The sequence below is a fragment of the Streptomyces sp. NPDC093111 genome (assembly GCF_040683955.1).
GTDB lineage: Bacteria > Actinomycetota > Actinomycetes > Streptomycetales > Streptomycetaceae > Streptomyces.
The window spans coordinates 75430-101005 of the sequence record NZ_JBFBNW010000015.1 but is presented as its reverse complement, the minus strand read 5'-3'; the positions used below and the strand labels follow the sequence as shown (position 1 = coordinate 101005).

Genomic DNA, 25576 nt, shown 5'->3' with positions numbered 1-25576 from the left:
CGCAGAGCCTAGCCGGAGGGCACGGGAACGGGGGCCGGGGCCGGGCCCCGGGGCCTGCCGGACCCCAGGGCCTGCCGGACCCCAGAGCCTGCCGGTCCTTAGGGTCCGCCGGTCCCTAGGGCCTGCCGGTCCCTAGGGTCCGCCGCTTCCTAGGGTCCGCCGCTTCCTAAGGCGCGACGAACATCCGGGGGAAGCGCGGGCCCAGCCACGGCTTGCGGCCCCAGGCGAGGGCGCGGCCGGTGGCCATCACCGGGACCGGGTCGATCCGGCCGAGGGCCATCAGCAGGAAGGCGACGGGCTCGGTCAGGACGGTGCAGTCGGGCCGGTCGAGGGGGCCGTGCGAGGTGGTGACCGTCCCGTCGGCGACGGTCACGCCGAACTGGGCGCCGCCCCACAGCCGTACCCGGTAGCGGGCGGTGACCCCGGCGACCGCCGCGGGGTCGGCCACCCGGGGCATCGCGGCGACCATGAACGGCAGGGTCAGCTCGACCCGGGCGCGGTCCAGCATGTGCGGGCGGCCGAGCGCGCGGGCCAGGTCGTAGCCGTGGCCGAGCATGTGGGTGAGCAGGTACGCGCCCAGACCGGCGGGGTCGAGCGGGCCCATCGGGGTCGCCACGACCTCCTCGGGAGCCCGTTCCTCGACGGCGTCGAGGAAGGCGAGGGCCTGGTCGACGATCAGGTCGGCGAGCGGTCCGGCGGACCGCTCGGGGAAGGCCGCCAGGGCCACCTCGTTGGCGGCGGCGATGCCCTCCGCGGTGCCGTCGGCGTACGGGCGGGCGTGACCGGCGGCAAGCTCGGCCATCAGCTGGTTGGCCTGGCCCAGGTGGGCCGCGGTCTCGCCGACGGTCCAGGTCAGCCGGGGTACCGGCAGCCCCGTGTCGGGGGCCGCGCGCAGGACGTCGGCGATGTCCCGCGCGGTGCCGCGTATCGCGTCCCCGAGCCCTTCCGGCAGCACACCCATGTCTCGCCCACTCCTCGCGCCCCGACGGATCAGGGCGCAAGAGTAGGGCGTCGGTGCCGTCCGTGACCAGGGGTAACCCCTGGAGGCCGGGGTGCGGCTCAGGCGCGGCTCAGGCGCAGGGTGAGCAGTTGGAACGGGCGCAGGACGACCGGGACCTCGTCGCCCTCGACCGTCACCTCCTCCTCCCGGGGGCGCTCCAGCAGGTCGCAGGACCGCGCGCCGGCGAGGGCGAAGCCGGCGGAGAGGCGGGTGCGGGCACGGCCGCCCGCCGCCTCGTAGAGCCGGACCACCACGTCCCCGCTCCCGTCGTCGGCCAGCTTCACGGCGCTGACCACCACGGCCGGGTCGGCCACGGCCACCAGCGGCGCCACGTCGGCGGTGCCGGGCACCCGGCGTTCGGGCAGGTTGATCAGGTACCCCTCGCGGACGGCGTCGCCGATGCCCGCGCCGGGCACGAGGGCGTGCCGGAAGCGGTGCGTGCCCTGGTCGGTGTGCGGGTCGGGGAAGCGCGGGGCGCGCAGCAGGGAGGCCCGGACGGTGGTCGTGGTGCCCTGGTCGGCGGGCCGGACGGTCCGGGTGACGTCGTGGCCGTACGTGGAGGCGGTGACGAGCGCGACGCCCCAGCCGGGCTCCTCGAAGTGGACGAACCTGTGGTTGCACGCCTCGAACTTGGCCGCCTCCCAGCTGGTGTTGGCGTGGGTCGGCCGGTACAGGTGCCCGAACTGGGTCTCGGAGGCGTAGCGGTCGGTGTGCAGGTCGAGGGGGAAGGCGGCTTTGAGGAACTTCTCCGTCTCGTGCCAGTCCACCTCGGTGCCGAGGTCGAGCCGCTTGGATCCGGCGGTGAGGGTGAGGGTCTGGGCGGCCCGGGAGGAGCCGAAGGAGCGGGTGACGCGGACGGTGACCTCGGTGGCCGTGTCGGTTTCGACGGTCAGCTCGTCGACGCCGGTGAGGTCGGTGACGGTGTTGCGGTAGAAGCGGTCGACGTCCCAGGCGTCCCACATGTTCGGGAAGTCCGGGTGGAGTTGGAGCAGGTTGGCGGCGGCGCCGGGGGCGACCGTCTCGCGTCCGGTGTCGAGGTCGACGGCGGAGACGACGAGCCCGCGCGCGTCGACGGTGACCCGCAGCAGGCCGTTGCCGAGGACGAATCCGCCTTCGGGGCGTGCCGTGACCGTGCAGCGCCCGGGGGCCGCGGGCAGGGCGGCGACGCGGCGGGCGGCGCCGGCGGGGACGCCGCCGCGCGGGTGCGGGGCGGCGTTGAAGACCACGTCGGCGGCGTCCGGGTCCGCCGGGTCGCCGGGTGCGCCGGCGAGGGCCCGCTGGGCCCGGTCGACGAGCGCGGTCAGTTCCTCGGCCACGGCCGCGTAGGTGCGCTCGGCCTCCCGGTGGACCCAGGCGATGGACGAGCCGGGCAGGATGTCGTGGAACTGGTGGAGCAGCACCGTCTTCCAGATCCGGTCCAACTCCGCGTACGGGTAGGGCAGTCCGGTCCGTACGGCGGCGGTGGCGCACCAGAGTTCGGCCTCGCGCAGCAGGTTCTCGCTCGCCCGGTTGCCCTGCTTGGTCCGGGCCTGGCTGGTGAGGGTGGCGCGGTGCAGCTCCAGGTACAGCTCCCCCACCCAGACCGGCGGGTCGGGGTACTCGGCCTGCGCCTTGGCGAAGAACTCGGCGGGCCGCTCCCAGCGCACCCGGGCGGAGCCCTCCAGGTCACGCAGTCGGGCCGCCTTGGCGATCATCTCGCGGGTGGTGCCGCCGCCGCCGTCGCCCCAGCCGGTGGGGGCGATGGAGTGCCGGGCGCGGCCCTTGTCCTTGAAGTTGCGGACGGCGTGGGCGATCTCCTTGCCCTGCATGGAGCAGTTGTACGTGTCGATGGGCGGGAAGTGGGTGAAGATCCGGGTGCCGTCGACGCCCTCCCACCAGAAGGTGTGGTGCGGGAAGGAATTGACCTGGCTCCAGGAGATCTTCTGGGTCAGGAGCCACTTCGAGCCGGCCTCCTTGATGATCTGCGGAAGCCCGCCGGCGAAGCCGAAGGTGTCCGGCAGCCACGCCTCCTGGTTCTCGACGCCGAACTCCTCCAGGAAGAAGCGCTTGCCGTGCACGAACTGACGGGCCATCGCCTCCGAGGACGGCATGTTGGTGTCGGACTCGACCCACATGCCGCCGGCCGGGACGAAGCGTCCCTCGGCTACGGCCTTCTTGACCCGGGCGTACACCTCGGGCCGGTGCTCCTTGATCCAGGCGTACTGCTGGGCCTGGGACATCGTGTAGACGAAGTCGGGCTCGTCCTCCAGGAGGGCGGTCATGTTGGCGGTGGTGCGGGCCACCTTGCGGACGGTCTCGCGCAGCGGCCACAGCCAGGCCGAGTCGATGTGGGCGTGGCCGACGGCGCTGATCCGGTGGGCGGAGGGCTCGGCGGGCGAGGCGAGGACCTCGGCCAGCTCGGCCCGGGCGGCGGCGGCCGTGCCGCCCACGTCCTGGAGGTCGAGCGCGTCCAGGGCGCGGTCGACGGCGCGCAGGACGTCCCAGCGGCGGGCGCCCTCGACGGGGAGCTCGGCCATCAGCTCGCCCAGCACCTCCAGGTCGACGACGAGCTGCCAGACCGTCTCGTCGAACACGGCGAGGTCCATCCGGGCCAGCCTGTACTGCGGGGTGTCGCCGGCGGTGTCCCGGTCGCCGAGCCCGGTGGGCAGGAAGGGGTGGTAGTCGAGGATCACCGGGTTGGACGCGGCTTCGACGTGCAGCAGCACCTCCTCGCCGCCGCGCGCCGGTGCCGCGATCCGCACCCACTGGTTGCGCGGGTTGAGCCCCTTCACCGGGCTGCCGTCGGGGCGGTACACCAGGCCCTCGCACTGGAAGCCGGGCATGTTGGCGTCGAAGCCGAGGTCGATCAGCGCCTCGACGGTGCGGCCGGCCCACTCCTCGGGCACGGTGCCGGAGACGGTGAGCCAGCTGGTGTCCCAGGGCGCGCCCCAGGCGTCGCCGACGGCGATGGGGGTCCGGGGCGCGGCGAGCCCCTCGGCGACGGGCACGGGTTCGCCGGGGGCCGTCCAGATGCCGACCTGGAGGGGGACGGAGACGGGGTACACGGCGGGGCGGACGCGTTCGTCGAGGACGCGCTTGAGGCGGTTCTCGACGAGGCTGCGGTCGTCATGCATGGGCGGGACTCTCCGGATCGCGAAGGGGCGGAGGGAGCGGCTGGGCGGGACGGGCGGAGGGGCGCGAGAGCTCCGGTACGGGGCTCGGGGTCACCCGTCGCCGAGACCGGGGCGGTCGGGCGTGACGAGTTCCGTGATCCCGCGCGCGGCGAGGTAGGCGGGGTCGTCGGCGCGCGCGGCGAGGACCACGGCGGGGCGGGCCCCGGCCTCGGCGAGCCGCATGAACGCCTCGAAGAAGGACCCGCCGGGGGCGCAGGAGGAGCGCTTCGGCCCCTCCTCGGGCAGGTCGAGGACGAGCGCGGTGCGGCGGGGTGCCGGGGCCGGGGCGGCGGCGCGGGCCTCGGCGACGGCGTCGGCGAGCGCCCGGCCCGCCGGTTTGACCCGGCGGTCGGTGGTCAACAGGCCGAGGGAGTATTCCAGTTCGGGGAAGTCGGCGAGCGAGCGGTCGACGTCGTGGGAGCACCACCACGTGATACCCCACAGGTCGGGGCAGTCGAGCGCGGCGGCGACGGTCGTCCGGGTGAATTCGGCGGCGCGGTCGGCGGCGATGTGCGGGGCGGGGGCGCCGACCTCCTGGAGCCAGACGGGCCGCCGGGGGTCGGTGGCCCAGGCCTTGGAGAGTTCGACGAGGTAGGCGGCGTGCTGGGCGACGGCCACGGAGTCGGGGCCGTAGCGCTGGGCGGTGCCGTTGAAGACCCAGGAGTGGACGGCCGTGACGGCGCCGAGCCGGGCGGCCTGGGCGGGGGTGAAGGGGTGGTCGTCCTGGTACCAGGCGGCGTCGTACTCGGCGTGCAGGTGGAGCCGGCCGGGGGCGCCGTCCTCGCAGGCGGCGAGCATCCGGCGCAGCCAGGTCCCGGCCTCGTCGGGGGTGACACGGTCGGGGTCGGGGTGGGGGTCGCCGGAGAACTGGTTGATCTCGTTGCCGACGGTCATGCCGAGGAAGTTGGGCCGGTCGGCGAGGGCGGCGGCGAGGGTGCGCAGGTAGGTGCTCTGCCCGTCGACGACCTCGGGGTCGGTGAAGAGGCCGCGCCGGTGCCAGGTGCGGGTCCAGGCGGGCAGGAAGTCGAAGCTGGAGAGGTGGCCCTGGAGCCCGTCGACGGCGACGTCCAGGCCGCGTTCCGCGGCCGCGTCGACGAGCAGGCCGAGTTGTTCGACGGCGCGGGGGCGGATCAGGGTGCGGTTGGGCTGGAACAGCGGCCACAGCGGGAAGGCGCGGATGTGGTCGAGGCCGAGGGCGGCGACGGAGTCCAGGTCGGCGCGTACGGCGTCGAGGTCGAAGTCGAGCCAGTGGTGGAACCAGCCCTGGCTGGGGGTGTAGTTGACGCCGAAGCGCGGACCGGTGCGGTGGTGACGGTTCGTCATGCGGGGTGCGGTTCCTTCGTGAAGGAGGGGTGCCGACGGGTCGGGTGGCGGGGCCTGCGGGTCATCCCTTGATCGCGCCCTCCTCGACCCCCTTGAAGAAGAAGCGCTGGAACACCGCGAACACGGCGACGACCGGCAGGAAGGCGATCATGGTGCCGGCGGCGATCTGCCGGGGGTTGGCGGTGAACGTGCCGTCGAGGTACTGGAGGCCGACCGTGAGGGTGTAGCGCCCGGGGTCGCTGAGCACGATCAGCGGCCACAGGAAGTCGTCCCAGGCCTGGATGAAGGTGAAGATCACGACGACGCTGAGCATGCCGCGGACGCTGGGCAGCCCGATGTGCCACAGCCGCTGCCACACGCCGGCGCCGTCCACGAGCGCGGCGGCGTCGAGCTCGGGCGGGACCGCGCGGAAGGCGGTGTACATCAGCAGCACGTTGAGCATGCCGATCGCCCCGGGCAGCGCCACGCCGAGCAGGGTGTCGGTGAGGCCGAGGCTGCGGACGGTCACGTACTGGGAGACGAGGGTGACCTCGCCGGGCAGCACGAGGGTCGCGACGAACAGGCCGAGGGCGAACCGGGCGCCCCGGAACCGCAGCCGGGCCAGGGCGTAGCCGGCGAGGGTGGCGCCGACGACGTTGCCGAGGACGGCGATCCCCGCGACGATCAGCGAGTTCGCCGCGTAGTTCCACACCGGGACGGTGTCGGCGACCTTGGCGTAGTTGTCGAGGGTGAGGTCCTCGGGCAGGAAGCGGGGCGTGCGGGAGAAGACGTCCTCGGCGGGGCCCTTGAGCGAGGTGGACAGCTGCCACAGGAAGGGGCCGACGGTGAGGAGCAGGACGAGGACGAGCAGGAGGTAGCGGCCCGCCTTCCCGGCGGTGGAGTGCGTACGGCTCGGGGGCATCCGTCAGGCCGCCTTCCGGTTGAGCCGGGCCAGGACCAGCATCGGGCCGACGGTGAAGACGAAGAGCAGCACGCTGAGGGCGGAGGCGTAGCCGATGTGCCCGGTGAAACCGCGGCTGTACATCTGGATGAGCATGACCACCGACATGTCGCGCCCGCCGGGTCCGCCGGTGCCGTTGGACAGCACGTACAGCTCGGAGAAGACCCGTAGCGCGGAGACCGAGACGAGTACGGAGATCAGCAGCATCGCGGGGCGCACGCCGGGCAGGGTGACGTGCCAGAACCTGCGGGTGGCGCCCGCTCCGTCGACGGCGGCGGCCTCGTGCAGCTCGCGTCCGACGTTCCCGAGCGCGGACAGGTAGATGACCATGTAGTAGCCGAGCCCCTTCCACACGGTGAGGGCGATGGCGCTGAACAGCAGCAGCCAGCGGTCGGTGAGGAAGGAGACGGGGCGGTCGGCGAGGCCCAGTTGGTGCAGCAGGCCGTTGAGCAGGCCCCGCTCGTCCAGCAGCCAGCCCCAGACCAGGCCGACGACGACGGCGGAGGCGACGACCGGGGTGTAGAAGGCGGTGCGGAAGAAGGTGATGCCGGGTGCCTTCCGCTCGACCAGGAGGGCGAGCAGCAGCGGCAGCAGGGTGAGCAGGGGCAGGCAGACCAGCAGGTAGATGACGCTGTTGACGAGGGCGTCCGTCAACTGGGCGTCGTCCAGGGCCCGTTCGTAGTTCTCCAGTCCGGTGAAGCGGCCGCCGCCGAGCGGCCGGGCGCTGGTGAAGGACAGGATCACGGTGTTGACCGCGGGCCACAGGTTGAAGACGGCGAGCCAGACCAGGGCGGGACCGGCGAGCAGCCAGGGCGTGAACCGGCGCCGGTGCGTCAGCGTCATCGCGGGGCTTAGTCCTTGATCAGCAGGTTGGCGCGGGCGACGGCCGTGTCCAGGGCTTCCTTCGAGCTCGCCTGGCCGCTGACGGCGAGGGAGATCTGCTGGTTGACGACGGTCTTGACGGCGTCGTTGGCCTGGACGGGTTCGAGGAGGCGGGCGGTGGCGAGCGAGCGGAAGGCGGTCACCTTGGCGTCGGCCGCGTTGGTGCCGTCGCTCCTGCTGAAGAAGGGGTCCGCGGCGGACGCGGTGGTGGAGGGGAAGATGCTGGTCTCGTGGGCGAAGGCGGCCTGGTTGGCGGCGTCGGTCACCCAGCGGGCGAGCGCCAGGGCCGCGGTCGGGTTCTTGGTGGACCGGGGGATGGACAGGCCCTGGACGTACAGCGGCGGGGTGCCCATCGCGGGCGAGGAGACCACCTTGGGGGCCAGCGTCGGGTTGTCGACCGCGAGGCTGGTGATGTAGTTGGCGCCCGCGGTGGTCCAGGCGGCGGTCCCGGAGGCGAACAGCTTGGTGTTGCCCGCGTAGGTCTCGGTCAGGACGTCCTTGGGCAGCAGCCCCTCCTTGAACGCCGCGCGGTAGGTGTCGAGGACGGCGGCGGCCTCGGGGGTGTTGAAGGTGAAGCTGCGCCCGTCCGCCGACATGACCGGCACGCCGGCGTTGGCCAGGTCCATGAGGTTGGGCTTGCGGCTCATGAGGTACGTCCGGCCGCCGGACTTCGCCTTGACGGTACGGGCCGCCGCCACCAGCTGGTCGAGCGAGGCCGGCGGCTTCTTCGGGTCGAGGCCGTACCGGGTGAGCAGTTCGGCGTTCCAGTAGTTGACGTCGGTGTTGAGGTACCAGGGATAGCCGTAGGTGCCGTCGTGGCCGGGGAAGCGGTACGCGTCCAGGCCGCCCTTGACGTAGTCGGCCGAGGCGGAGGGGTCGGAGCCGGCGATGTCGAGCAGCAGGTTCCGCTTCACCAGCGGCAGGGCGAAGTCCGGGGGCAGGTTGACGACGTCGGGCAGGGTGCCGCCGGCCGACTGGCTGAGCACCTTCTCCGAGTAGCCCTCGCCGGGCTGGTCGAGCCAGTCGACCTCGACGCCGGGGTGCTTCTTCTCGAAGCCGGCGATCACGCCCTCCATGTACGCGGTGAACTTGGGCTTCAGGGCCCAGGTCTGGAGCGAGACCTTGCCCTTCACCTCGCCGCCGGTGACCACCGGGCCGGGGGCGCCGGAGTCCTCCGCGCCGCCGAGGCCGCAGCCGGCGAGGGTCACCGCCGCCACCGCGACCGCCGTCCACCGCGCCCAGCGGCTCCTTCGAATGACTCGCACGAGGGTGTCTCCTTGCTGCTCGTTGGTGCAGGGAGTGCGGCGGGCGTCGGGACACGGCCACCTGTTTACTAAACCGCTCTAGCGATGCGGGACTATCCTCCCGGCTAAACTCCGGTGTCAAGAGAGCCCGCGGAAACCGGCCGTCCTCGCGGGGGTGGCGGCGCGGCGGGAACGGCGGATCAGAGGGGGCGTCCGGTGGCCAGACCGACCATCGCCGACATCGCCAGGGAGGCGGGCGTCTCCAAGGGCGCCGTCTCCTTCGCGCTCAACGGGCGCCCGGGGGTGAGCGAGGCGACCCGGGACCGGATCCTGGGGGTGGCCGAGCGGATGAACTGGCGCCCGCACAGCGCCGCCCGCGCGCTCGGCGGGGCCCGCGCGGGCGCCGTCGGCCTGGTGCTCGCCCGCCCCGCGCGCACGATCGGGCTCGAACCCTTCTTCAGCCATCTGCTGTCCGGGCTCCAGGCGGCGCTGTCCGGCCGGGGCACCGCCCTCCAGCTGCTCGTCGTCGAGGACACCGCCGCCGAGATCGAGGTCTACCGGCGCTGGACCTCCGAGCACCGGGTGGACGGCTTCGTCCTCGTCGACCTCCAGGTGCGCGACCCTCGCATCCCGGTCCTGGAGGAGCTCGGCGTCCCCACCGTGGTGCTCGGGGGCCCCGGCCGGCACGGGCGGCTGCCCGCCGTCTGGGCCGACGACCGCGAGGCGATGACCTCGATCGTCGAGTACCTGGCCGCCCTCGGGCACCGCCGGATCGCCCATCTCGCCGGCCTGCCCTCCTTCCAGCACACCCAGCGCCGGATCCGGGCGGTCCGGGACGCGGCGCGGCGGCTCGGCCTCGCCGACGCCGTCTCGGTGCCGACCGACTTCAGCGACGCGGAGGGCGCGGCGGCCACCCGGGCCCTGCTCGCCCGGCCGGGGCGGCAGCGCCCGACGGCGATCGTCTACGACAGCGACGTGATGGCCGTCGCGGGCCTCGGGGTCGCCACCGAGATGGGGGTCGCGGTCCCGGGCGAGCTGTCCGTCGTGTCCTTCGACGACTCGGCGCTCACCCGGATCGTCCACCCCTCCCTGACCGCCCTCTCCCGGGACACCTTCGCGCTCGGCGAGCAGGTCGCGACGGCGCTGCTCGCGCAGGTCGACGCCCCCGGTTCGGCCCAGGACGTCAGGAATCCGACCCCCCGGCTGACGGTCCGCGAGAGCACGGCCCCGCCCGGCGCCGACCGGAACGGCCCTCTTGACCCCGGTCACTAAAGCCGTTTAGCCTCCCGGACCGAACGGCCCGGCGTCCTCGGCGACGCCGGACCGGCATCGTTGTCATCCGCACCATCGCGCCACCGGCACCACCAGCCCCCCACCCCTTCCGCTGGACCGGAGCTCCGATGAGACGACCCCTGCACCTCCTCCTGGCCGCGGCGCTCTCCGCGGGCGCGCTCGGCCTCGGCGCCGCCGCGCCGAGCGCGTCGGCCGCCGCCGAGCGGCCCACCGCCCCCGCCGCCTCCACCGCCTCGGGCGACCAGCCGTACGCCTCGTACTGGTACCCGAACTCGATCCTGAACTGGGACCCGGCCACCGACCCGGACGCGCGCTTCAACCGCTCCCGCGTCCCGCTCCGGCCGCGCGTCTCCGATCCGGCGCTCAAGGCCAACGCCAACGCCCGCGCGGGCGAGGGCAAGGTCGTTTCGCTGGTCTCCTTCGCCCCCACCTCGAACAACCCCTCCCAGGGCTCGGCCGACCCGAACTACTACGCGTTCGGGCACTGGCAGTACCTCGACAAGCTGGTGTTCTGGGGCGGTTCGGCCGGCGAGGGCCTGATCCTGGCACCGAACCCGACGGTGATCGACGCGGCCCACCGCAACGGGGTCAAGGTCTATGGCACGGTGTTCTTCCCGCCCACCGCCTACGGCGGGCAGCTCCAGTGGGTGCGCGACTTCACCCAGAAGTCCGGCGGCCGCTACCCGGTCGCCGACAAGCTGGCGCAGGTCGCGCAGCACTACGGATTCGACGGCTGGTTCGTCAACCAGGAGACCGCCGGCGGCGACTCGGCGCTGGCGGGCGAGGTGCGCAACACGATGCGCTACGCCCGCTCGCTCGGCCCGGTCGAGTTCATGTGGTACGACGCGATGACCGAGTCCGGCTCGGTGAGCTGGCAGAACGCGTTGACCTCCGCCAACGACGCCTTCCTCCAGGAGGGCACGCAGCGCACCAGTGACTCCATGTTCCTCAACTTCAACTGGAGTTCGGGCGGCCTGAGTTCGTCCCGCTCACTGGCCCGCGGCCTCGGGCGCGGCGAGTACGACCTGTTCAGCGGCGTGGACACCGAGTCCAACGGCTACGACACGGGCGTCGACTGGAACGCGCTCTTCCCGGCCGGACAGCCGCACACCACCTCGCTCGGGCTCTACCGCCCCGAGTGGACCTGGAAGTCCGCCGCCGACCGGGCCGACTCCGTCGCCCGGGAGGCGCGCTACTGGGACGGCGCCAACGGCGACCCGTCCGACACCACGACCGGCTCCTCGTGGAAGGGCCTCGCGCAGTACGTCGCCGAGTCCTCCCCCGTCACCACGAAGCCCTTCGTCACGAACTTCGACGCCGGACAGGGCGACTTCTACCACTCCGGCGGGACCCGGGTGTCCGGCGCGGGCTGGAACAACCTGTCCCTCCAGGACGTGCCGCCCACGTACCGCTGGCTGGTGCGGTCCACCGGCACGCGGCTCAAGCCGTCGATCGACTTCACCGACGCCTACGAGGGCGGCTCCGCCCTGCGCCTGACCGGCCCGCTGGACGCCGTCAACTCCGTACGTCTGTACCAGACGCGGCTGCCGGTGGCGGCCGACACCAAACTGGCGGTCGCGGTGCGGACGCCGGCGGCCGGGCCCACCCGGCTGAAGGCCGCGGTCTCCTTCACCGACGCCCCGACCGCCTTCACCACCCTCGACCTCGGCTCCACCACGGGCACCGGCTGGGAGCGCAAGGTGCTCGACCTCTCCGCGTACGCCGGGCGGACGATCGCGCAGCTCGGCCTGGAGACCACCGGGACGGCCGCCTCGTACGACATCAAGGTGGGCCAACTCGGCGTGTACGACGGCGCGGTGGACGCACCGGCCGCGCCCACCGCGCCGACCGTCCTCGGCACGACGGACACCGGGACGAGCAAGTCCCTCCGGCTCGGCTGGACCGCTTCGGCCACCGGCGAGGTGCACCACTACGAGGTGTACCGCCGCAACGCCGACGGCAGCCGCACCTTCCTGGGCGCCACGCCCAACGACGCCTACTTCGTGCCGAAGCTGGACCGGGCCGGCACCGAGACCTCGACCACGCTCGACGTCGAGGCCGTCTCCACCGAGTTCGGCCGCTCCCCCGCCGCGAGCACCACGGTCACCTGGTCCGGGACGGCCGAGAGCAACCTGGCGCTGAACCGGCCCGCGACCGCCTCCGGGCAGTGCAACACCGCGGAGACCCCCGCCAAGGCGGTCAACGGCAGCGTCGCCGGCGGCACCACCGACAAGTGGTGCGCGACGACCTCCGCCAAGTGGCTGGAGGTGGACCTCGGTTCGGCCCGCCCCCTGAGCCGCTTCGTGGTGAAGCACGCGGCGGCGGGCGGCGAGAGCGCGACCTGGAACACCCGGGACTTCCGGGTGGAGGTCCGCGACAGCACCACCGCTGCCTGGACCACCGCCGTCACCGTCACCGGCAACACGGCGGCGACCACGACCCACCCGGTCGCGCTGACCGCCCGGTACGTCCGCCTGGTGGTCACCGCGCCGACCCAGACGACCGATCCGGCGGCCCGGATCTACGAGTTCGAGGCATGGGGCCCCTGACCGCCGGACGGCGGGACGGGCCGGACCGGGCCGCCGGGCCGGACCCGGGCGACGGATCGGGCCCTGCCGACGGATCGGACGCGGCCGACGGATCGGACGCGGCCGACGGATCGGGCCCGGCCTAGGAGGTCGCCGTCGCGACCTTCACCCCGAAGCCGATGAGCACCACACCGGTGACCCGCTCCATGGCCCCCCGCACCGCGGGCCGGGCGAAGAAGGAGCGGGCCCCGGCGAGCAGCAGCACGTAGCCGGAGAGCCACACGACCGTGAGCGCCGCGTGGATCAGCACCAGCAGGGCCATCCCGGTGTGCGGGGAGAGCCCGGACGGCGCGAGGGTGGGCAGCAGGCCGGTGTAGAAGACGGCGATCTTCGGGTTGAGCACGTTGCCCACCAGACCGGTCCGCCACGGGTTCCCGGCGGGCGGCGGCGCGTCCACGGGCGCCGCCGCCCCGCCGCGCCGGTTCCGCCACAGCGCCTGCGCCCCGAGGAACACCAGGTAGGCGGCGCCGGCCAGTTTCACCACGGTGTACGCGACGGCCGACGCCGCCAGGACGGCGGCGAGCCCGGCCACCGACAGCACGCCCCACACCAGCAGCCCGCTGGTGATCCCGCCGACGGTCAGCAGCCCGTCCCGGCGCCCGGCGGCCACGGCCCTGCGGGTGACGACCGCCATGTCCGGCCCCGGCACCATCGTCAGCAGCGCGAGCACGCCCGTCGCCGCGAGAAGTTCGAACACCATGGGCCGAGTCTGCCATCCGTCCGGCCGGGCCCGAGCCGCGGCCATCGGTGTGAGCGGCGCCCCCGACACCCGCACGGCCCGCGTGTTCTCCCGCCCCCGGGCCGCACGGCGGCCGGACAATGGGCCCCTGTGCCGGATCGTCGCAGGGAGCGCGCATGGCAAAGGTCGAGGTCGACGGCGTCGGACTGTTCTACGAGACCGGCGGTGACGGCGACCCCCTGGTCCTGGTGCACGGCTCCTGGGGCGACCACCACGACTGGGACGCCGTCGTCCACGCCTTCGCCCTGCGGCACCGGGTGCTCGTCTACGACCGGCGCGGGCACAGCGAGAGCGACCGGCCGGCCGGGCCGGGTTCGCGCTTCGAGGACGAGGAGGACCTGGCCGCCCTCCTGGAGGCGCTGGGCTTCGCGCCCGCCTTCGTCGTCGGCAACTCCTTCGGCGCGTCCACCGCCCTCGGGCTCGCCGCCCGCCGCCCCGAACTGTTCCGGGCGCTCGCCGTGCACGAGCCGCCGCTGCTCGACGTGGTGGCCGACGTGCCCGAGTACCGGGAGGAGGTGGCCGCGACGCGCGGCCGGATCGACGGCGTCAGCGACCTGCTGCGGACGGGCGACGCCCTCGCCGGCGCCCGGACCTTCGTCGACACGGTCGCCCTCGGGCCCGGCGCGTGGGAGCGGTTCCCGCGGGAGCTGAAGGACACCTTCGTCGCCAACGCCCCCACCTTCCTCGACGAGCAGGGCGACCCGCACTGGGCCGCCCTCGACCTCGAAGGGCTGCGCGGCTGCGCGGCCCCCGCCCTGCTCACCCGGGGCGCCACGAGCCCGCGCTGGTTCGGCGCGGTGTCCGAGCGGATCGCCGGGACGCTCCCCGGGGCCCGTACCCAGGTCTTCGAGGGCGCCGGGCACGTCCCGCACGTCACCCACCCCGAGCGGTACGTGGCGGAGCTGACGGCCTTCTTCGCCTCGGCCGGGTAGTCAGGCGCCGGGTCCGGACCGGGCCCGGCCGTCGTGGCCGGGCCCGCGCCTAGGGCGTGTCCGGACACGACCTAGCGCCCGTCCAGCAGCGCGCCCAGTCCGGCGGCCAGCCGCTCGTACTCCTCGGGCCGGTTGTAGATCTGCCCGCTGATCCGGATGCCGCCGCCGTCGGGCCAGGACCAGACGAGGGTGCGGCAGCCGAGGCGGGACGCGATCTCCTCGCGCAGGGCGGCGGCCTCGGGCTGGGTCCGGGCCAGGCTCCGGGGCAGCCGCAGGGACCGCATCGCGAGCCCCTCGTCGTACGGGAGGTGCGTCACGCCGGGGAGGCGGGCCAGCAGTTCGGCGCCGTGGGCGACGAGGGCGCTGTTGTGGGCGCGTACGGTCGCGGCGCCGAGGCGCTCGATCAGGTCGAGGCCCTCGGGGGCGGCCAGCCAGCCGGTGTAGTCGGCGGTGGCCCGGAACTCGACCGCGCCGGGGAAGCCGCGGGCGTACTCCCAGGAGGGCACCGGGGCGGGGACCCGCTCCCGGAGGCCGGGGGCGACCGCCAGGACGGCGGTGCCCGAGGGGGCGTAGGCCCACTTGTGCAGGTTGCCGAACCAGAGGTCGGGCCGCCCGGCGAGGGGGTCGGCGAGCATGCCCGGCGCGTGGGCGCCGTCGACGACGGTGGTGATCCCGCGGGCGCGGAGCTCGGAGAGCAGCCGGGGCGTGCCGAGGAGTCGCGCGGTGGGCGAGCTGATCTGGTCGAGCAGCGCCACCCGGGTGCGCGGGGTGATCCCGGCGAGCACCGCCGCGACGAGCGCGTCCTCGTCCGGCAGCGCGGGGTCGAGGGCGACGGTGGTGAGCGGGGCGCGCCGGGCGGCGGCCGTGACGACCGTGCCGTAGCCGTGGTCGGTGACCAGGATCTCGTCGTCGCCGTCCAGGCGCAGGGCGTCGAGGGCGAGGTTGGCCGCCTCGGTGGCGTTGGCGACGAAGGCGAGGCCCTCGGGTTCCGCGCCGAGGTGTCCGGCGATGCGGGCGCGCGCCTCGGCGAGCCGGTCGGGGACGTCGCGGAAGAAGCGGTCGGGGTCGGCGGCGGCCTCCTCCTCGATGCCGGCGCGGACGCGCGCGACGGGGCGCGGGACGGCCCCGTAGGAGCCGTGGTTGAGGTGGGCGACCGCCGGGTCGAGGCGGAACAGGTCGGCGCCGCCGGGGAATTCCCCGGCCGGGTCGGGCTTCGCTCCCGCGCGGGTCATCGGACCTCCACCGTGACCGTGCGGCCGGGGGCCACCCGGGTGCGGACCGTCGTGTACGTCACGCCGTCGACGACCTCGGTACGGGCCGGGCGCGGCGTGCCGTCGACCCGGACGGAGGCGTGGGCGCCGGGGAAGCGTGCCACCCAGGTGTAGGGGCGGGTGCCGGAGGTGTGGGTGAGGGTGGAGCGGCGGGCCGCGGGTGCCGTGTCGTGCCGCAGGGTGAAGGCGGAGTCGCCGACGCGCAGGTCCGAGACGCTCAGCCAGTCCATGCCGGAGGGCAGGCGCGGCTGGGTGGTCAGGGTGCGGGCGGGGGCGTCGGGGGTGACGCCCATGAGGCCCTGGACGGTCTGGGCGACGAGGGTGAAGGAGACCTCGGGGTAGTCGCCGTTGGTGCCCTGGCGGGTGTTGACGTGCTGGACGTCCTTCTCGGCGTAGATGCGGCGCATCCACTTCCAGGCGGTGTCGGCGCGGTTGTCGGTGAGGAAGGTGTCGGGGAGGTAGGTGAGGGCCTCGATGTTGTCGGGGCGTCCCTCGCCTTCGGCCTGGGCGTCGATGTAGTCGAGGTAGGCCTCGCGGCGGGCGCCGGGGTCGATGATCCGCTTCATCGGCATGAACCAGCTGTTCTCCTTGCCCCAGCCGGTCAGCGCGCGTCCGTCGGTGGTGTAGCCGCGGACCATGTCGGCGCCCGAACCGGTGCCGCTCCAGGTGGTGTTGAAGTAGGTCCGAAGCTCGCGGGCGCGCCGGTCGAAGCGGACGGCGGTCGCGGTGTCGCCCTTGGCGCGGGCGAGGGAGGCCATCGCGCGGTAGGCCTGGTACTGGGAGCCGATGGCGTCGCCGGCCTCGGCGAGCGGTTCGTCGCTCTGCTCGTTGTAGCTGGCGGTGCCCTGGAAGATGCCGTGGCCGGTGCCCTCGGCGACGCGCACCGGGCCGTTGTCCTTCGTGCCGTCGTGGAGGGTGACGAACTCCTCGGTGGTGTGCCGGTAGAAGTCCCACAGGGCGGGGTCGTCGAGGTAGGCGGGGTCGCCGCTCCAGCGGTAGGCCTCCTCGGCCTTCTGGACGAGTTCGAAGGGGGCGGGCACCTCGCGGACGAAGAGCTTGGGGCCGCGGTAGTCGATGGAGAGGGGGCTGCGGTTGTCGAAGTTGAGCGCCCACACCGGGTAGTAGGCGTGCTCGGGGGTGGCGGTGGCGGCGAAGGCGCGGAGCATCTCCTTGTTCTCGCCGTGCAGGCCGAGGACGCCGGCGCCGGCGAGCTGGTGGGCCATGTCGCGGGAGTAGTAGCCGCTGCGGTTGGCGTAGCCGGCCCAGTAGGAGGGGGCGTAGACGCCGCTGCCGGTGCCGCCGGTCTGGCGCTCGTCGGCGTCGAGGGGGCCCTGGGTGCCGGGGAGGTGGACCCAGCTGTTGGCCTTGTGCTTGGCCCAGTCGAACATCTCGACGATCCGGGGGTCGCTGGAGCCGACCCGGGGGTCGGCGGGGGCCGCCGGGGAGACCATCACGTCGTCGACGTTGATCCATCCCCGGCCGGATTCGAAGGCGATCTCCAGGCGGTCGCCGGGGGCGAGGGTGATCCTGCCGAGGGTGTGGCGGCGGTAGTTCGCGCCGTCCGGCAGCGCCTGTTCGGCGACGGTGGCGCCGTTGACGCGCAGCACGTACCGGCCGCCGGGGCCGCCGGTGGCGACCCAGGCGGAGACGAGGTAGCCGCCGTGGCCGGTGGCGGTCACCGTCTGGGAGACCTTCATGCCGCTGCCGGCGTCGAGGTAGGCGAGGCGTCCGCCGGCGTGCGGGTTGTTGCTCGCGACGCCGGTTCCGGCGGTGAACTCCCAGCCCTTGCCGCCCTGTTCGAAGCCGGGGTCGGCGACGGCGAGCAGGGCGGGGGCGGTCGGCGGGGCGGGGCGGGCGGGGGTGGCGTGCGCGGTGCTGAGCGGGGCGAGCGTGGTGAGCAGCGCGACGGCTGAGAGCAGCGTCAGGCGGGTGCGCGTCATGAGGTGGTCTCCCGGATCGGGTCGGGTCGGCGCGCGGCACGCTAGCAACCGGCCCGCACGGATCGCAATGGATCAGGCAACATTCACTGCCGGATCAAACTGAAAGTTTTCATCGATGGCTTGCAACTCAAGCAGGTCGGCTTGTAGCGTCCCGCCCCATGACAGACAGAGACTCGGCAAGACTCCCCTCCCGGCGACACCTCCTGCAGATGGGCGGCGGTGGGGCCCTGGCCCTCGCGCTCGCCGGCTGCACCGGCAGCGGCGCAGCCGACGCGGGCGGCTCGGGCGGCAAGGGCGACCCGCGCAAGGGAAAGATCACGGTCTGGTCCTGGCAGGGCCCGGCGGCCGAGCTCAAGGCCCTGATACCGAAGTTCAACAAGGAGTTCCCGGACATCCAGGTCACCGTCGAGGACATCGGCAACCCGGCGATCTGGGACAAGATCACGGCGGGTCTGGCCGCCGGCGGCCAGGGCCTGGCCGACGTCCTGCACATCGGCGTGGACTACCTGCCCGGGTACGTCGAGCGCTTCCCCGGCGGCCTCGCCGACCTCGCCCCGCTGGGCGCCACCGCCCACAAGGACGCCTTCGCCGCCGGGCTGTGGCAGACCGTCAGCCCCGACGCCAAGCGCGTCGACGCCCTCCCCTGGGAGGCCAACTCGGCGGGCTTCTACTACCGGGCCGACCTCTTCGAGCGGGCCGGCGTCGACGTCGACGCGCTGCAGACCTGGGACGAGACCATCGAGGCCGGCAAGCGGCTCAAGGCCCGCACCGGCGCCCATCTGCTCGGCATCGACAAGCCCGCCTCGCAGCCGGACGCCGCCAACTTCTTCCAGATGCTCCTCCAGCTCCAGGGCGCCTTCTACTTCGATCTGGAGGGCCGCATCACCCTGGAGTCCCCCGAGGCCGTCCGGGCCATGACGCTCATCAAGACGATGAACGACGCCGGTCTGGTCAGCGACCTCGCCGGCGGCTGGAACGCCCTGATGAGCTCCCTGAAGCGGGGCACCGCCGCCGTGCTGCCCTGGCCCACCTGGTTCGGCGGGATCATCGAGGAGCAGGTGCCCGCCGAGACCGGCAAGTGGAAGGTGCGGCTGCCCCCGGCCGTCCGCCGCGGCGGCCCCACCGCGGCGACGGTGAACTCCACCCACCTCGCCGTCGCGGGCAGCAGCAAGCAGCAGGCCGCCGCCTGGAGCTTCATCGAGTTCGCGCTGACCCGGCCCGCCTCCCAGGTGAGCATCTACCGCGGCAAGGGCATCGCGCCCGCCCTGATCAAGGCGTACGACGACCCGGTCTTCCACGAGCCGTCGGCGTTCTTCAGCGGGCAGCGCAAGGGCGAGATCTTCCTCTCCGCCCTGAAGGCGCCCAGCCCCGCGGTGAACTACACCGGCGACTACGCCCGCGCCCTCAAGCTGGTCACCGACGCCCAGTCCCAGGTGCTCCTCAAGGGCGCCGACCCGGCGAAGGTGCTCGCCTCGGCCGCCTCCGAACTGGCCCGTCAGACGGGGCGGAAGGCCGTCCGATGACGCAGGTCACCACGGCGGCCGGCACCGCGCCGGCCGCCGCCGCACCCCGGCCCGCCGCGCCCCGCCCCCGGCGGCGCGGCCGGGCCGCCCCGTACCTCTTCGTGCTGCCGGCGCTGCTGCTGTTCGCCGGGTTCAAGCTCTACCCCATCGCCTGGTCCTTCCTGATCAGCCTGCACCGCACGGTGGGCGGCGTCGAGACCTTCGTCGGCGCCGACAACTACCTGCGGCTGGCCGAGGACCCGCTGCTGTGGACCGCGCTGCGCAACACCCTCCTGATCCTCGCCGTCCAGGTGCCGCTGATGCTGGCGCTCGCGACCGGCCTCGCCGTCGCCCTCGACTCCACGCTGCTGCGCGGCCGGCCCGTCTTCCGGCTCGGCTTCTTCCTGCCGATGGTCACCGGCCTCGTCGCGTACGGCATCGTCTTCTCCGTCCTGCTCAACAAGGACTACGGCCTGGTCAACTGGGTGTTCGGGCAGTTCGGCGCCGACCCGGTGCCGTGGCTGACCGACCCGCTGTGGGCGCGGATCTCCCTGGGCCTCGCGCTGACCTGGCACTACACCGGCTACAACGCCGTCATCCTGCTGGCCAGGCTGCAGACCGTGCCGCGCGAGCTCTACGACGCGGTCGCCGTGGACGGCGGCGGGGCGTTCTCCGCCTTCCGGCACGTCACCCTGCCGGGCATCCGCCCCGCCCTGCTGCTCACCACCGTGCTGTCCACGATCGGCACGCTCCAGCTCTTCGACGAGCCGTACGTGCTGACCGGCGGCGGCCCGGACAACGCCACCCTGACCATCGGCGTGTACCTGTACCAGAACGCCTTCAAGTACTTCGACTTCGGCTACGCCTCCGCCATCGCGTACGCCCTCACCGTCCTCGTCGGGCTGCTCGGCCTGATCCAGTTCCGCCTCCTCGGGGAGAAGCCGTGACCGCCCGCCGCGCCCGCAACCCCGGGCGGAGCATCCTGCTCACCTCCGCGCTCGCCCTCGCGCTCGCCGTCGTCGTGGTCCCCTTCTACTGGCTGGCCGTCGGCGCCACCCACAGCTCGGCGGAGATCTTCGACAGCCCGCCGCCGCTGCTGCCCGGCGGCCACCTCGGGGAGAACCTCGCCACCCTCCAGGACACCGCCGACTTCGGCCGGGTGGTGCTCAACTCCCTCGGCATCGCCGTGGTCTACACGCTCCTCGCGGGCACCGTCTGCACCCTCGCCGGATACGGCTTCGCCGCCTACCGCTTCCGCGGCCGCGAGCTCCTGTTCGGGCTGCTGATGCTCGGGCTCGTCGTCCCCGCGCAGATCACCCTCGTGCCGCTGTTCAAGATGATGGCCGAGCTCCACTGGCTGAACACCTACCAGGCCGTCGTCGCCCCCAACCTGGCGCTGCCCTTCGGCATCTTCCTCATGCGCCAGTCGATGGCCACGCTGCCCCAGGAGCTCCTCGACTCGGGCCGGATGGACGGCTGCGGCGAACTGCGCCTGTTCTGGCGGGTCGCCCTGCCGCCCATGCGCCCGGCACTCGCCGCCCTGGCGCTGTTCCTCTTCCTCTATCAGTGGAACGACTTCGTGTGGCCGCTGATCGTGCTCCGCGACGAGAGCGCCTTCACCATCCCGGTCGCGCTCGCCTCGCTCCAGGGCCTGGACGAGACCGACTACGGCGCCATCCTGGCCGGCACCTCCATCGCCGCCGTCCCCATGGCGGTGGTCTTCCTCGCCCTCCAGCGGCACTTCGTCTCCGGCCTCCTCGCGGGTGCCGTGAAGGAATGAACCGGACAAGCGACATGAGCCAGCTCAGCCCCACCACTCCCCCGCCCGCCCCGGCGGTGACCACCGCCCACCTGACCCCCGCGCCCGCCGAGCCGCTGCTCGACACCGTGTCGATCGCCGTCCTCGCCCCCGGCCGGGACCGCCCGCGCCCCCGCTGGACGCTCGGCCCGCTCACCGACGGCCTGCGGATCCTCGAAGTGACCGCCGACGGCGGTCCCGTGGAGATCCGGCTCTCGGTGCCGCTCGGCGACGCCGCCGGCTACTGGCACCCCCAGGGCGCCTGGCGGCGCACCCTGGTCGCCGACTGGGAGGGACAGTCCCGGGTCAGCCTGGTCGACGGGGCCGCCGTCGGCTGCCTGTACGAGCACACCGGCGCCACCCTGCTCGCCTTCGCCGCCGCCGACCCGGTCCCCGAGGCCACCCTCCGCTTCGGGGTGTCCGAGGAGAACGACACCCACGTCGTCCACCTCGTCCTGCCCGCCTCCGCCGCGCCGCACCGGCTGCTCCTGGTGCCCCGCGCCCCCTCGGTCGCCGCCGCCCTGCGCCCGGTGCGGGCCTGGTTCGCCGCCGACCGGCCGCCCATGCCCGTACCGGACGCCGCGCGGCTGCCCGTCTACTCCACCTGGTACGCCTTCAACCAGGACGTCTCCGCCGCCGCCGTCGAGACCCAGGCCGCCCTCGCCGCCGAACTCGGCTGCGGGGTGCTGATCCTGGACGACGGCTGGCAGGCGTACGGCAACGGGCGCGGCTACGCCGGCTGCGGGGACTGGCGCCCCGACCCGGCGAAGTTCCCCGACCTGGGCGAGCACGTGGCCCGGGTGCGCGCCGCGGGCCTGCGGTACCTGCTGTGGGCCGCGCCGCTGCTGGTCGGCCCCGAGGCGGACTGCTTCGGGCGGTGGGCCGAGTCCGCGCCCGCCCCGGCCACCGTGCCGGGCGCCCGGGTCCTCGACCCCCGGCTGCCCGAGGTGCGCCGGCACGTCGTCGACCTGTGCGTCTCCCTCGTGACGGAGTACGAACTCGACGGCCTCAAGCTGGACTTCCTCGACGAGGCCGCCGTGTACGCGGGCGACGGCGGCGAGGACGTGGGCCGGGCGATGACCGCGCTCCTCGCCGAACTGCGGGCCGCGCTGGAATCCGTACGGCCCGGGATCCTGCTCGAACTGCGCCAGCCGTACGCCGGTCCCGGCATGGCGCCGTACGGGAACATGCTGCGCTCCTTCGACTGCCCCGCGGACGCCACCGCCAACCGGGTGCGGACGCTGGACACCGCGCTCCTCGCGGTCGGCGGCGCGGTCCACTCCGACATGGTCATGTGGGCGCGCACCGCGCCGGTCGAGACCGTCGCCCGCCAGCTGATCGGCGCCCTGCACGCGGTGCCGCAGATCTCCGTACGCCTGGACGGACTGCCCGAGGCCCACCTGGCGGCCGTACGGTTCTGGCTCGGGCGCTGGCTGCGCCACCGCGAGCTGCTCCTGGACGGGCGGGTCGAACCGGGCCGGCCGGACGAGCTGTACCCGGTGGTCACCGCCGCCCTGGGCGACGAATGCCTGGTGAGCGTGCACGGCGACCGGGTCACGGAGCTCGACTTCACCGCGTACCGCGGCTTCCACCTGGTCAACGGCTCGGACCGGGACCGGCTGATGGTGGAGGTTAGGGGCGGCGGGAGCGGGGTGACCGCCCTGGTCCACGGGCCGGACGGCCTTATGATGAATGATCCGCTGCCGATCCCGCCGGAGGGGCCCCGCTCCCTGGCCGTACCGCGCGGTGGTCTGGTTTCGCTCGTACTCACGGAAGGACCGCGATGAAGGTCGGCATCACCGACGTCGCAGCCCGGGCACAGGTCAGCGAGGCCACCGTCAGCCGGGTGATCAACCGGCGGCAAGGGGTGTCGAAGAAGACCCGCGAAGCCGTCGAACAGGCCATGGCCGAGCTCGGCTACGAGCGGCAGACCCAAGGGCAACTGGTCGCTGTGGTCACCGAGTTCGTCTCCAACCCGTTCTTCGCGGACGTCGCCGAGCGGATCGAGTCGGCGCTCGCCCCGCACGGCCTGAAGACGGTGCTCTGCCCGGTCTTCCCTGGCGGCGTGCAGGAGCTCGACTTCCTCAGCTCGCTCGTCGACAAGGGCATCGCGGCCGTCGTCTTCCTTTCCGCGTCCAACACCGTGGAGGGCGCGGAGACCGACGGCTACGAGCTGCTGCGCCAGCGGCGCGTGCCGTACGTCGGCATCAACGGCGAGTTCGCGGACGGCGTGCCCGCCCCGGTCTTCTCCACCGACGACGCCCTCGCCGCCGAACTGGCCGTGGACCACCTGCACCGCCTCGGACACCGGCGGATCGGCATGGCCTCGGGCCCGGCGGGCAACCGTCCGGCGGACCGGCGGGTACGGGGCTTCGTGGCGGCCATGGCCCGGCGCGGCATCGACGACGCGGAGCGCCTGGTGGTCCGGCAGTCCTACAGCGTGGAGGGCGGCCAGTCGGCGGCCTCCTCGCTGGTCGGCCTCGGCGCCACCGGCATCGTCGCGGCCAGCGACTTCATGGCGCTCGGCGCCGTCCGGGGGATCCGCCGGCAGGGCCTGTCGGTGCCGGGCGACGTGTCGGTGGTGGGCTACGACGGCTCGACGGTCACCGAGTTCACCGACCCGGCCCTCACCACGGTACGCCAGCCCGCCGACCGGCTCGCCCTGGAGGTGGGGCGCAGCGTGCTGGCCCTGGTCAGCAACCGCGAGGTCCCCACGGGCGAACTCCTCTTCGACCCGGAGCTCGTGATCCGCGCCTCCACAGGACCCGTCCCCGCCTGACCGGGGACGGACCGGGGCCCGCACCTGCTGGTGCGGGCCCCGCTGCGGGTTGCGGGCCCGGTCCGCCGGTGCGCGGGCTTCCGGTCCGCCGGTGCGCGGGTCCCGGTGGCCGGCGCGCGGGTCCACGGTTGCGGGGGCTCGGCCCCCGGCCACCGGCACTCGGGTCCGGTTTGCCGGGTTCACCCGGTGATGCGGTAATGGGAACGCCGTATCCCCATCCGCCCCACCAGTGACGCGGGAGCAGCCATGACCGACGCCCCCCAGCCCCTCAGCCCCGACGACGTCCGCGAGCTGGAGCGGGAGCTCGCCGAGCTCCGCGCCGAGCGCGCGAAGGTGGCGGCGACACTGCCGGACGACGACATGGTGGGCGACCAGGCGGACACCGCCGAGGAGCTGGACCGGGCCACCGACGTCGCCCGGATCGACCAGCGCGTCGAGGAGATCCAGGCCCGGCTGCGCACGGCCTCCGTCGCCGGACCGCCGCCGTCGGACGCCGTCGCCCTGGGCAGCACCGTCACCGTGCGCTTCGCGGACGGTTCGGAGGCGACCGTCACGGTCGGCGAGCTGGCCGAGGCCCCCGATCTCAACCTGGTGACCACCGACAGCCCGCTGGGCCGCGCCCTGCTGGGCCGCGGCGCGGGCGACACCGTCACGTACCGGACGCCGGACGGCACCACCACGGCGACGGTCGTCTCCCTCGGGACGCCCTAGCCCCGCCCCTCAGCCGCCGACGAGGGTGGCCACCAGGTTGATCGTCGTCGCGAGGATGCTCGCGCCGAACACGTACGACAGCAGGCAGTGGCGCAGCACGACCGCGCGGACCGCCGAGCTGTCGACGTCGTTGTCGGACACCTGGTAGGTCATGCCCAGGTTGTAGCTGAAGTAGAGGAAGTCGCTGAACCGCGGCGGCTCCTCGGAGTGGAAGTCGATCCCGCCGCCGGGCTCCCCGTAGTACATATGCGCGTAGCGGGTCGCGTACATCAGGTGCAATGCCGCCCAGGCCATGAACACGCCGCCGAGGGCGACCGCCGCGGCGGCGTGTCCGGTGCCGGGGTCGGCGCCCAGGAGCAGCAGCACGTTGGCGACGAGACCGCTCAGCGCCGCCGCGACGACCGCGATCTCCGCAAGCAGCGGCCGGAAGTCCTCGCGGCCCACGTTGTAGCGGGTGGCGGCGGCGTCCATCGGCCAGAGCACCGCCCAGCCGCTGACGACGAAGACGGTCTCGGCGGCGGCGATCCCGCAGAGCGTGCCCAGCGCCACCCCGGTCAGCAGGGCGACGGTCAGGCCGGCCGCCACGCCGATGAGGGTCGAGCCGACCAGGCGGGGCACCGCGGCGAGCGGCAGCAGCTGACGCACGGCGCGGCTCAGTGGCTGAGCACGACGACGGCTTCGTCCGTGTAGGTCAGGAACGTGAGCGTCTCCTGGAAGTACAGCTCGATGCCGTGCGCGTCGTGGGACGTGTAGCCGATGGCCACGTCCTGGCCGAGCCGCAGCTCGAAGTCGCCGCCCCGGGTGGACAGGACGAACGCGCCGCTCAGCGCCGGCGCCCACAGCGGCGGGCCGTCCAGCATCCGGGCCAGGTGCGCCGCGATCGGATAGCCGTGGTCGGAGGTCTCGCTGACCTCCCGGTACTCGTCGGCGCCGAGCAGCAGCGCGTACGGGCCGTCGACTCCGGCGAGCCGCAGCGAGGTCAGGGCGCGGCTGACGGCGTCCGGGTAGTCGCGCGGCTCGGCGGGCAGCGCGAGCACCGGGTTGGAGCTGCGGTCGCGCAGGCCGTCGACGCCCGCCGCCGGGTAGCCGTCGAAGATGGCTCGGTCCTCGGCGAAGGCCATGGCGCGGGCCGCGTCCTTCACCGGCTGCCAGTCGGAGTCGCTGGAGCCGCGCTCGACGTCGTCCACGGCGGCCCGGCTGACGGTGAACGGCACGCGCAGCTCGACCAGCGGCTTGGCCTCGCGCAGCCGGGCCGTCACCCCGGGGGCGGGCGGGGCGATCTCGGTGAGGTGTCCGGTGCCGACGGAGGCGAGGCAGGGGCCGGCGGGGTCGGGCACGTCGACGACGCGACGGCCGGCGACATGACGCCGGAAGGTGCGGCGGGCCTCCTCCTCGATCTGCTCCCAGGCGGCCTGGGTGACGGGGGCGAGTTCGCGGTGCAGGTTGGTGGTGCCGGCCGGGTCGACGGGAGGGGTCATGCCG

At 73.7% G+C, this 25576-nt stretch carries 20 protein-coding genes; 9 read left to right on the top strand and 11 right to left on the bottom strand.

From position 1 onward, the window contains the following. Positions 1 to 166 precede the first annotated feature (166 nt). The 6 genes from AB0Q96_RS26220 to AB0Q96_RS26195 all read right to left on the bottom strand — a co-directional run bounded on the left by AB0Q96_RS26220 (position 167) and on the right by AB0Q96_RS26195 (position 8562). Positions 167 to 961: a maleylpyruvate isomerase family mycothiol-dependent enzyme gene (locus AB0Q96_RS26220; protein WP_365329532.1), complete on the bottom strand. Its 795-nt coding sequence runs from the start codon at positions 959 to 961 to the stop codon at positions 167 to 169. Positions 962 to 1059: 98 nt separating this feature from the next. Beyond that, entirely contained in the window at positions 1060 to 4113 is a 3054-nt protein-coding gene (locus tag AB0Q96_RS26215; protein WP_365329530.1) for a glycoside hydrolase family 38 C-terminal domain-containing protein, read from the bottom strand. A gap of 90 nt (positions 4114 to 4203) precedes the next feature. After that, positions 4204 to 5475 carry a glycosyl hydrolase gene (locus tag AB0Q96_RS26210; RefSeq protein WP_365329528.1) on the bottom strand — a complete coding sequence of 424 codons (1272 nt, stop codon included), beginning with the start codon at positions 5473 to 5475 and terminating at the stop codon, positions 4204 to 4206. Between the two features lie 61 nt (positions 5476 to 5536). After that, a complete protein-coding gene (locus AB0Q96_RS26205) occupies positions 5537 to 6376 on the bottom strand; it encodes a carbohydrate ABC transporter permease (RefSeq protein ID WP_365329526.1) in 840 nt (279 codons plus the stop codon). Positions 6377 to 6379: 3 nt separating this feature from the next. Then, positions 6380 to 7258: a sugar ABC transporter permease gene (locus AB0Q96_RS26200; protein ID WP_365329524.1), complete on the bottom strand. Its 879-nt coding sequence runs from the start codon at positions 7256 to 7258 to the stop codon at positions 6380 to 6382. An 8-nt stretch (positions 7259 to 7266) separates the two neighbouring features. Next, positions 7267 to 8562: a sugar ABC transporter substrate-binding protein gene (locus AB0Q96_RS26195; RefSeq protein ID WP_365329522.1), complete on the bottom strand. Its 1296-nt coding sequence runs from the start codon at positions 8560 to 8562 to the stop codon at positions 7267 to 7269. A 195-nt stretch (positions 8563 to 8757) separates the two neighbouring features. Between AB0Q96_RS26195 and AB0Q96_RS26190 the strand changes: the two genes are divergently transcribed. Continuing rightward, positions 8758 to 9813, top strand: a complete 1056-nt coding sequence (locus AB0Q96_RS26190; RefSeq protein ID WP_365329520.1) for a LacI family DNA-binding transcriptional regulator — start codon at positions 8758 to 8760, stop codon at positions 9811 to 9813. A gap of 128 nt (positions 9814 to 9941) precedes the next feature. Next, positions 9942 to 12383 carry a discoidin domain-containing protein gene (locus tag AB0Q96_RS26185; protein WP_365329519.1) on the top strand — a complete coding sequence of 814 codons (2442 nt, stop codon included), beginning with the start codon at positions 9942 to 9944 and terminating at the stop codon, positions 12381 to 12383. A 121-nt stretch (positions 12384 to 12504) separates the two neighbouring features. Here the strand turns inward: AB0Q96_RS26185 and AB0Q96_RS26180 are convergent, their stop codons facing one another. After that, on the bottom strand, positions 12505 to 13122 hold the full coding sequence (locus tag AB0Q96_RS26180) for a LysE family translocator (RefSeq protein ID WP_365329517.1): 618 nt from the start codon (positions 13120 to 13122) through the stop codon (positions 12505 to 12507). 155 nt (positions 13123 to 13277) lie between these two features. Between AB0Q96_RS26180 and AB0Q96_RS26175 the strand changes: the two genes are divergently transcribed. Next, entirely contained in the window at positions 13278 to 14093 is an 816-nt protein-coding gene (locus AB0Q96_RS26175; protein ID WP_365329515.1) for an alpha/beta hydrolase, read from the top strand. A 71-nt stretch (positions 14094 to 14164) separates the two neighbouring features. On the opposite strand, the gene AB0Q96_RS26170 is transcribed toward AB0Q96_RS26175, so the two are convergent. Beyond that, entirely contained in the window at positions 14165 to 15325 is a 1161-nt protein-coding gene (locus AB0Q96_RS26170) for an aminotransferase class V-fold PLP-dependent enzyme (protein WP_365329513.1), read from the bottom strand. Continuing rightward, positions 15322 to 17304, bottom strand: a complete 1983-nt coding sequence (locus AB0Q96_RS26165; protein WP_365329511.1) for a hypothetical protein — start codon at positions 17302 to 17304, stop codon at positions 15322 to 15324. The genes AB0Q96_RS26170 and AB0Q96_RS26165 overlap by 4 nt, the downstream gene beginning before the upstream one ends. Before the next feature lie 158 nt (positions 17305 to 17462). On the opposite strand from AB0Q96_RS26165, the gene AB0Q96_RS26160 reads away from it, so the two are divergent. The 6 genes from AB0Q96_RS26160 (at position 17463) to AB0Q96_RS26135 (ending at position 24094) form a co-directional block, all read left to right on the top strand. Next, on the top strand, positions 17463 to 18827 hold the full coding sequence (locus AB0Q96_RS26160) for a sugar ABC transporter substrate-binding protein (RefSeq protein WP_365329510.1): 1365 nt from the start codon (positions 17463 to 17465) through the stop codon (positions 18825 to 18827). Then, complete coding sequence (locus AB0Q96_RS26155; RefSeq protein WP_365329508.1) at positions 18824 to 19753, top strand: sugar ABC transporter permease; 930 nt, start codon at positions 18824 to 18826, stop codon at positions 19751 to 19753. The genes AB0Q96_RS26160 and AB0Q96_RS26155 overlap by 4 nt, the downstream gene beginning before the upstream one ends. Next, complete coding sequence (locus AB0Q96_RS26150; protein WP_365329506.1) at positions 19750 to 20586, top strand: carbohydrate ABC transporter permease; 837 nt, start codon at positions 19750 to 19752, stop codon at positions 20584 to 20586. Before AB0Q96_RS26155 ends, AB0Q96_RS26150 begins: the two co-directional genes overlap by 4 nt. A gap of 14 nt (positions 20587 to 20600) precedes the next feature. Continuing rightward, entirely contained in the window at positions 20601 to 22391 is a 1791-nt protein-coding gene (locus AB0Q96_RS26145; protein ID WP_365329504.1) for a glycoside hydrolase family 36 protein, read from the top strand. Then, positions 22388 to 23383: a LacI family DNA-binding transcriptional regulator gene (locus AB0Q96_RS26140; RefSeq protein ID WP_365329502.1), complete on the top strand. Its 996-nt coding sequence runs from the start codon at positions 22388 to 22390 to the stop codon at positions 23381 to 23383. Before AB0Q96_RS26145 ends, AB0Q96_RS26140 begins: the two co-directional genes overlap by 4 nt. Before the next feature lie 246 nt (positions 23384 to 23629). Further along, positions 23630 to 24094: a GreA/GreB family elongation factor gene (locus AB0Q96_RS26135; protein WP_365329500.1), complete on the top strand. Its 465-nt coding sequence runs from the start codon at positions 23630 to 23632 to the stop codon at positions 24092 to 24094. 9 nt (positions 24095 to 24103) lie between these two features. On the opposite strand, the gene AB0Q96_RS26130 is transcribed toward AB0Q96_RS26135, so the two are convergent. Together AB0Q96_RS26130 and AB0Q96_RS26125 are read right to left on the bottom strand one after the other, a co-directional pair. Next, positions 24104 to 24739: a DUF1345 domain-containing protein gene (locus AB0Q96_RS26130; RefSeq protein WP_365329499.1), complete on the bottom strand. Its 636-nt coding sequence runs from the start codon at positions 24737 to 24739 to the stop codon at positions 24104 to 24106. An 8-nt stretch (positions 24740 to 24747) separates the two neighbouring features. Beyond that, positions 24748 to 25572: a family 1 encapsulin nanocompartment shell protein gene (locus tag AB0Q96_RS26125; protein WP_365329497.1), complete on the bottom strand. Its 825-nt coding sequence runs from the start codon at positions 25570 to 25572 to the stop codon at positions 24748 to 24750. Positions 25573 to 25576: the final 4 nt, after the last annotated feature.

Coding starts and splice junctions, on each gene's coding strand:
- AB0Q96_RS26220 (WP_365329532.1), bottom strand. CDS start 961: ATGGGTGTGCTGCCGGAAGGGCTCGGGGACGCGATACGCGGCACCGCG.
- AB0Q96_RS26145 (WP_365329504.1), top strand. CDS start 20,601: ATGAGCCAGCTCAGCCCCACCACTCCCCCGCCCGCCCCGGCGGTGACC.
- AB0Q96_RS26125 (WP_365329497.1), bottom strand. CDS start 25,572: ATGACCCCTCCCGTCGACCCGGCCGGCACCACCAACCTGCACCGCGAA.
- AB0Q96_RS26205 (WP_365329526.1), bottom strand. CDS start 6,376: ATGCCCCCGAGCCGTACGCACTCCACCGCCGGGAAGGCGGGCCGCTAC.
- AB0Q96_RS26155 (WP_365329508.1), top strand. CDS start 18,824: ATGACGCAGGTCACCACGGCGGCCGGCACCGCGCCGGCCGCCGCCGCA.
- AB0Q96_RS26200 (WP_365329524.1), bottom strand. CDS start 7,258: ATGACGCTGACGCACCGGCGCCGGTTCACGCCCTGGCTGCTCGCCGGT.
- AB0Q96_RS26210 (WP_365329528.1), bottom strand. CDS start 5,475: ATGACGAACCGTCACCACCGCACCGGTCCGCGCTTCGGCGTCAACTAC.
- AB0Q96_RS26165 (WP_365329511.1), bottom strand. CDS start 17,304: ATGACGCGCACCCGCCTGACGCTGCTCTCAGCCGTCGCGCTGCTCACC.
- AB0Q96_RS26160 (WP_365329510.1), top strand. CDS start 17,463: ATGACAGACAGAGACTCGGCAAGACTCCCCTCCCGGCGACACCTCCTG.
- AB0Q96_RS26135 (WP_365329500.1), top strand. CDS start 23,630: ATGACCGACGCCCCCCAGCCCCTCAGCCCCGACGACGTCCGCGAGCTG.
- AB0Q96_RS26175 (WP_365329515.1), top strand. CDS start 13,278: ATGGCAAAGGTCGAGGTCGACGGCGTCGGACTGTTCTACGAGACCGGC.
- AB0Q96_RS26140 (WP_365329502.1), top strand. CDS start 22,388: ATGAAGGTCGGCATCACCGACGTCGCAGCCCGGGCACAGGTCAGCGAG.
- AB0Q96_RS26185 (WP_365329519.1), top strand. CDS start 9,942: ATGAGACGACCCCTGCACCTCCTCCTGGCCGCGGCGCTCTCCGCGGGC.
- AB0Q96_RS26180 (WP_365329517.1), bottom strand. CDS start 13,122: ATGGTGTTCGAACTTCTCGCGGCGACGGGCGTGCTCGCGCTGCTGACG.
- AB0Q96_RS26170 (WP_365329513.1), bottom strand. CDS start 15,325: ATGACCCGCGCGGGAGCGAAGCCCGACCCGGCCGGGGAATTCCCCGGC.
- AB0Q96_RS26215 (WP_365329530.1), bottom strand. CDS start 4,113: ATGCATGACGACCGCAGCCTCGTCGAGAACCGCCTCAAGCGCGTCCTC.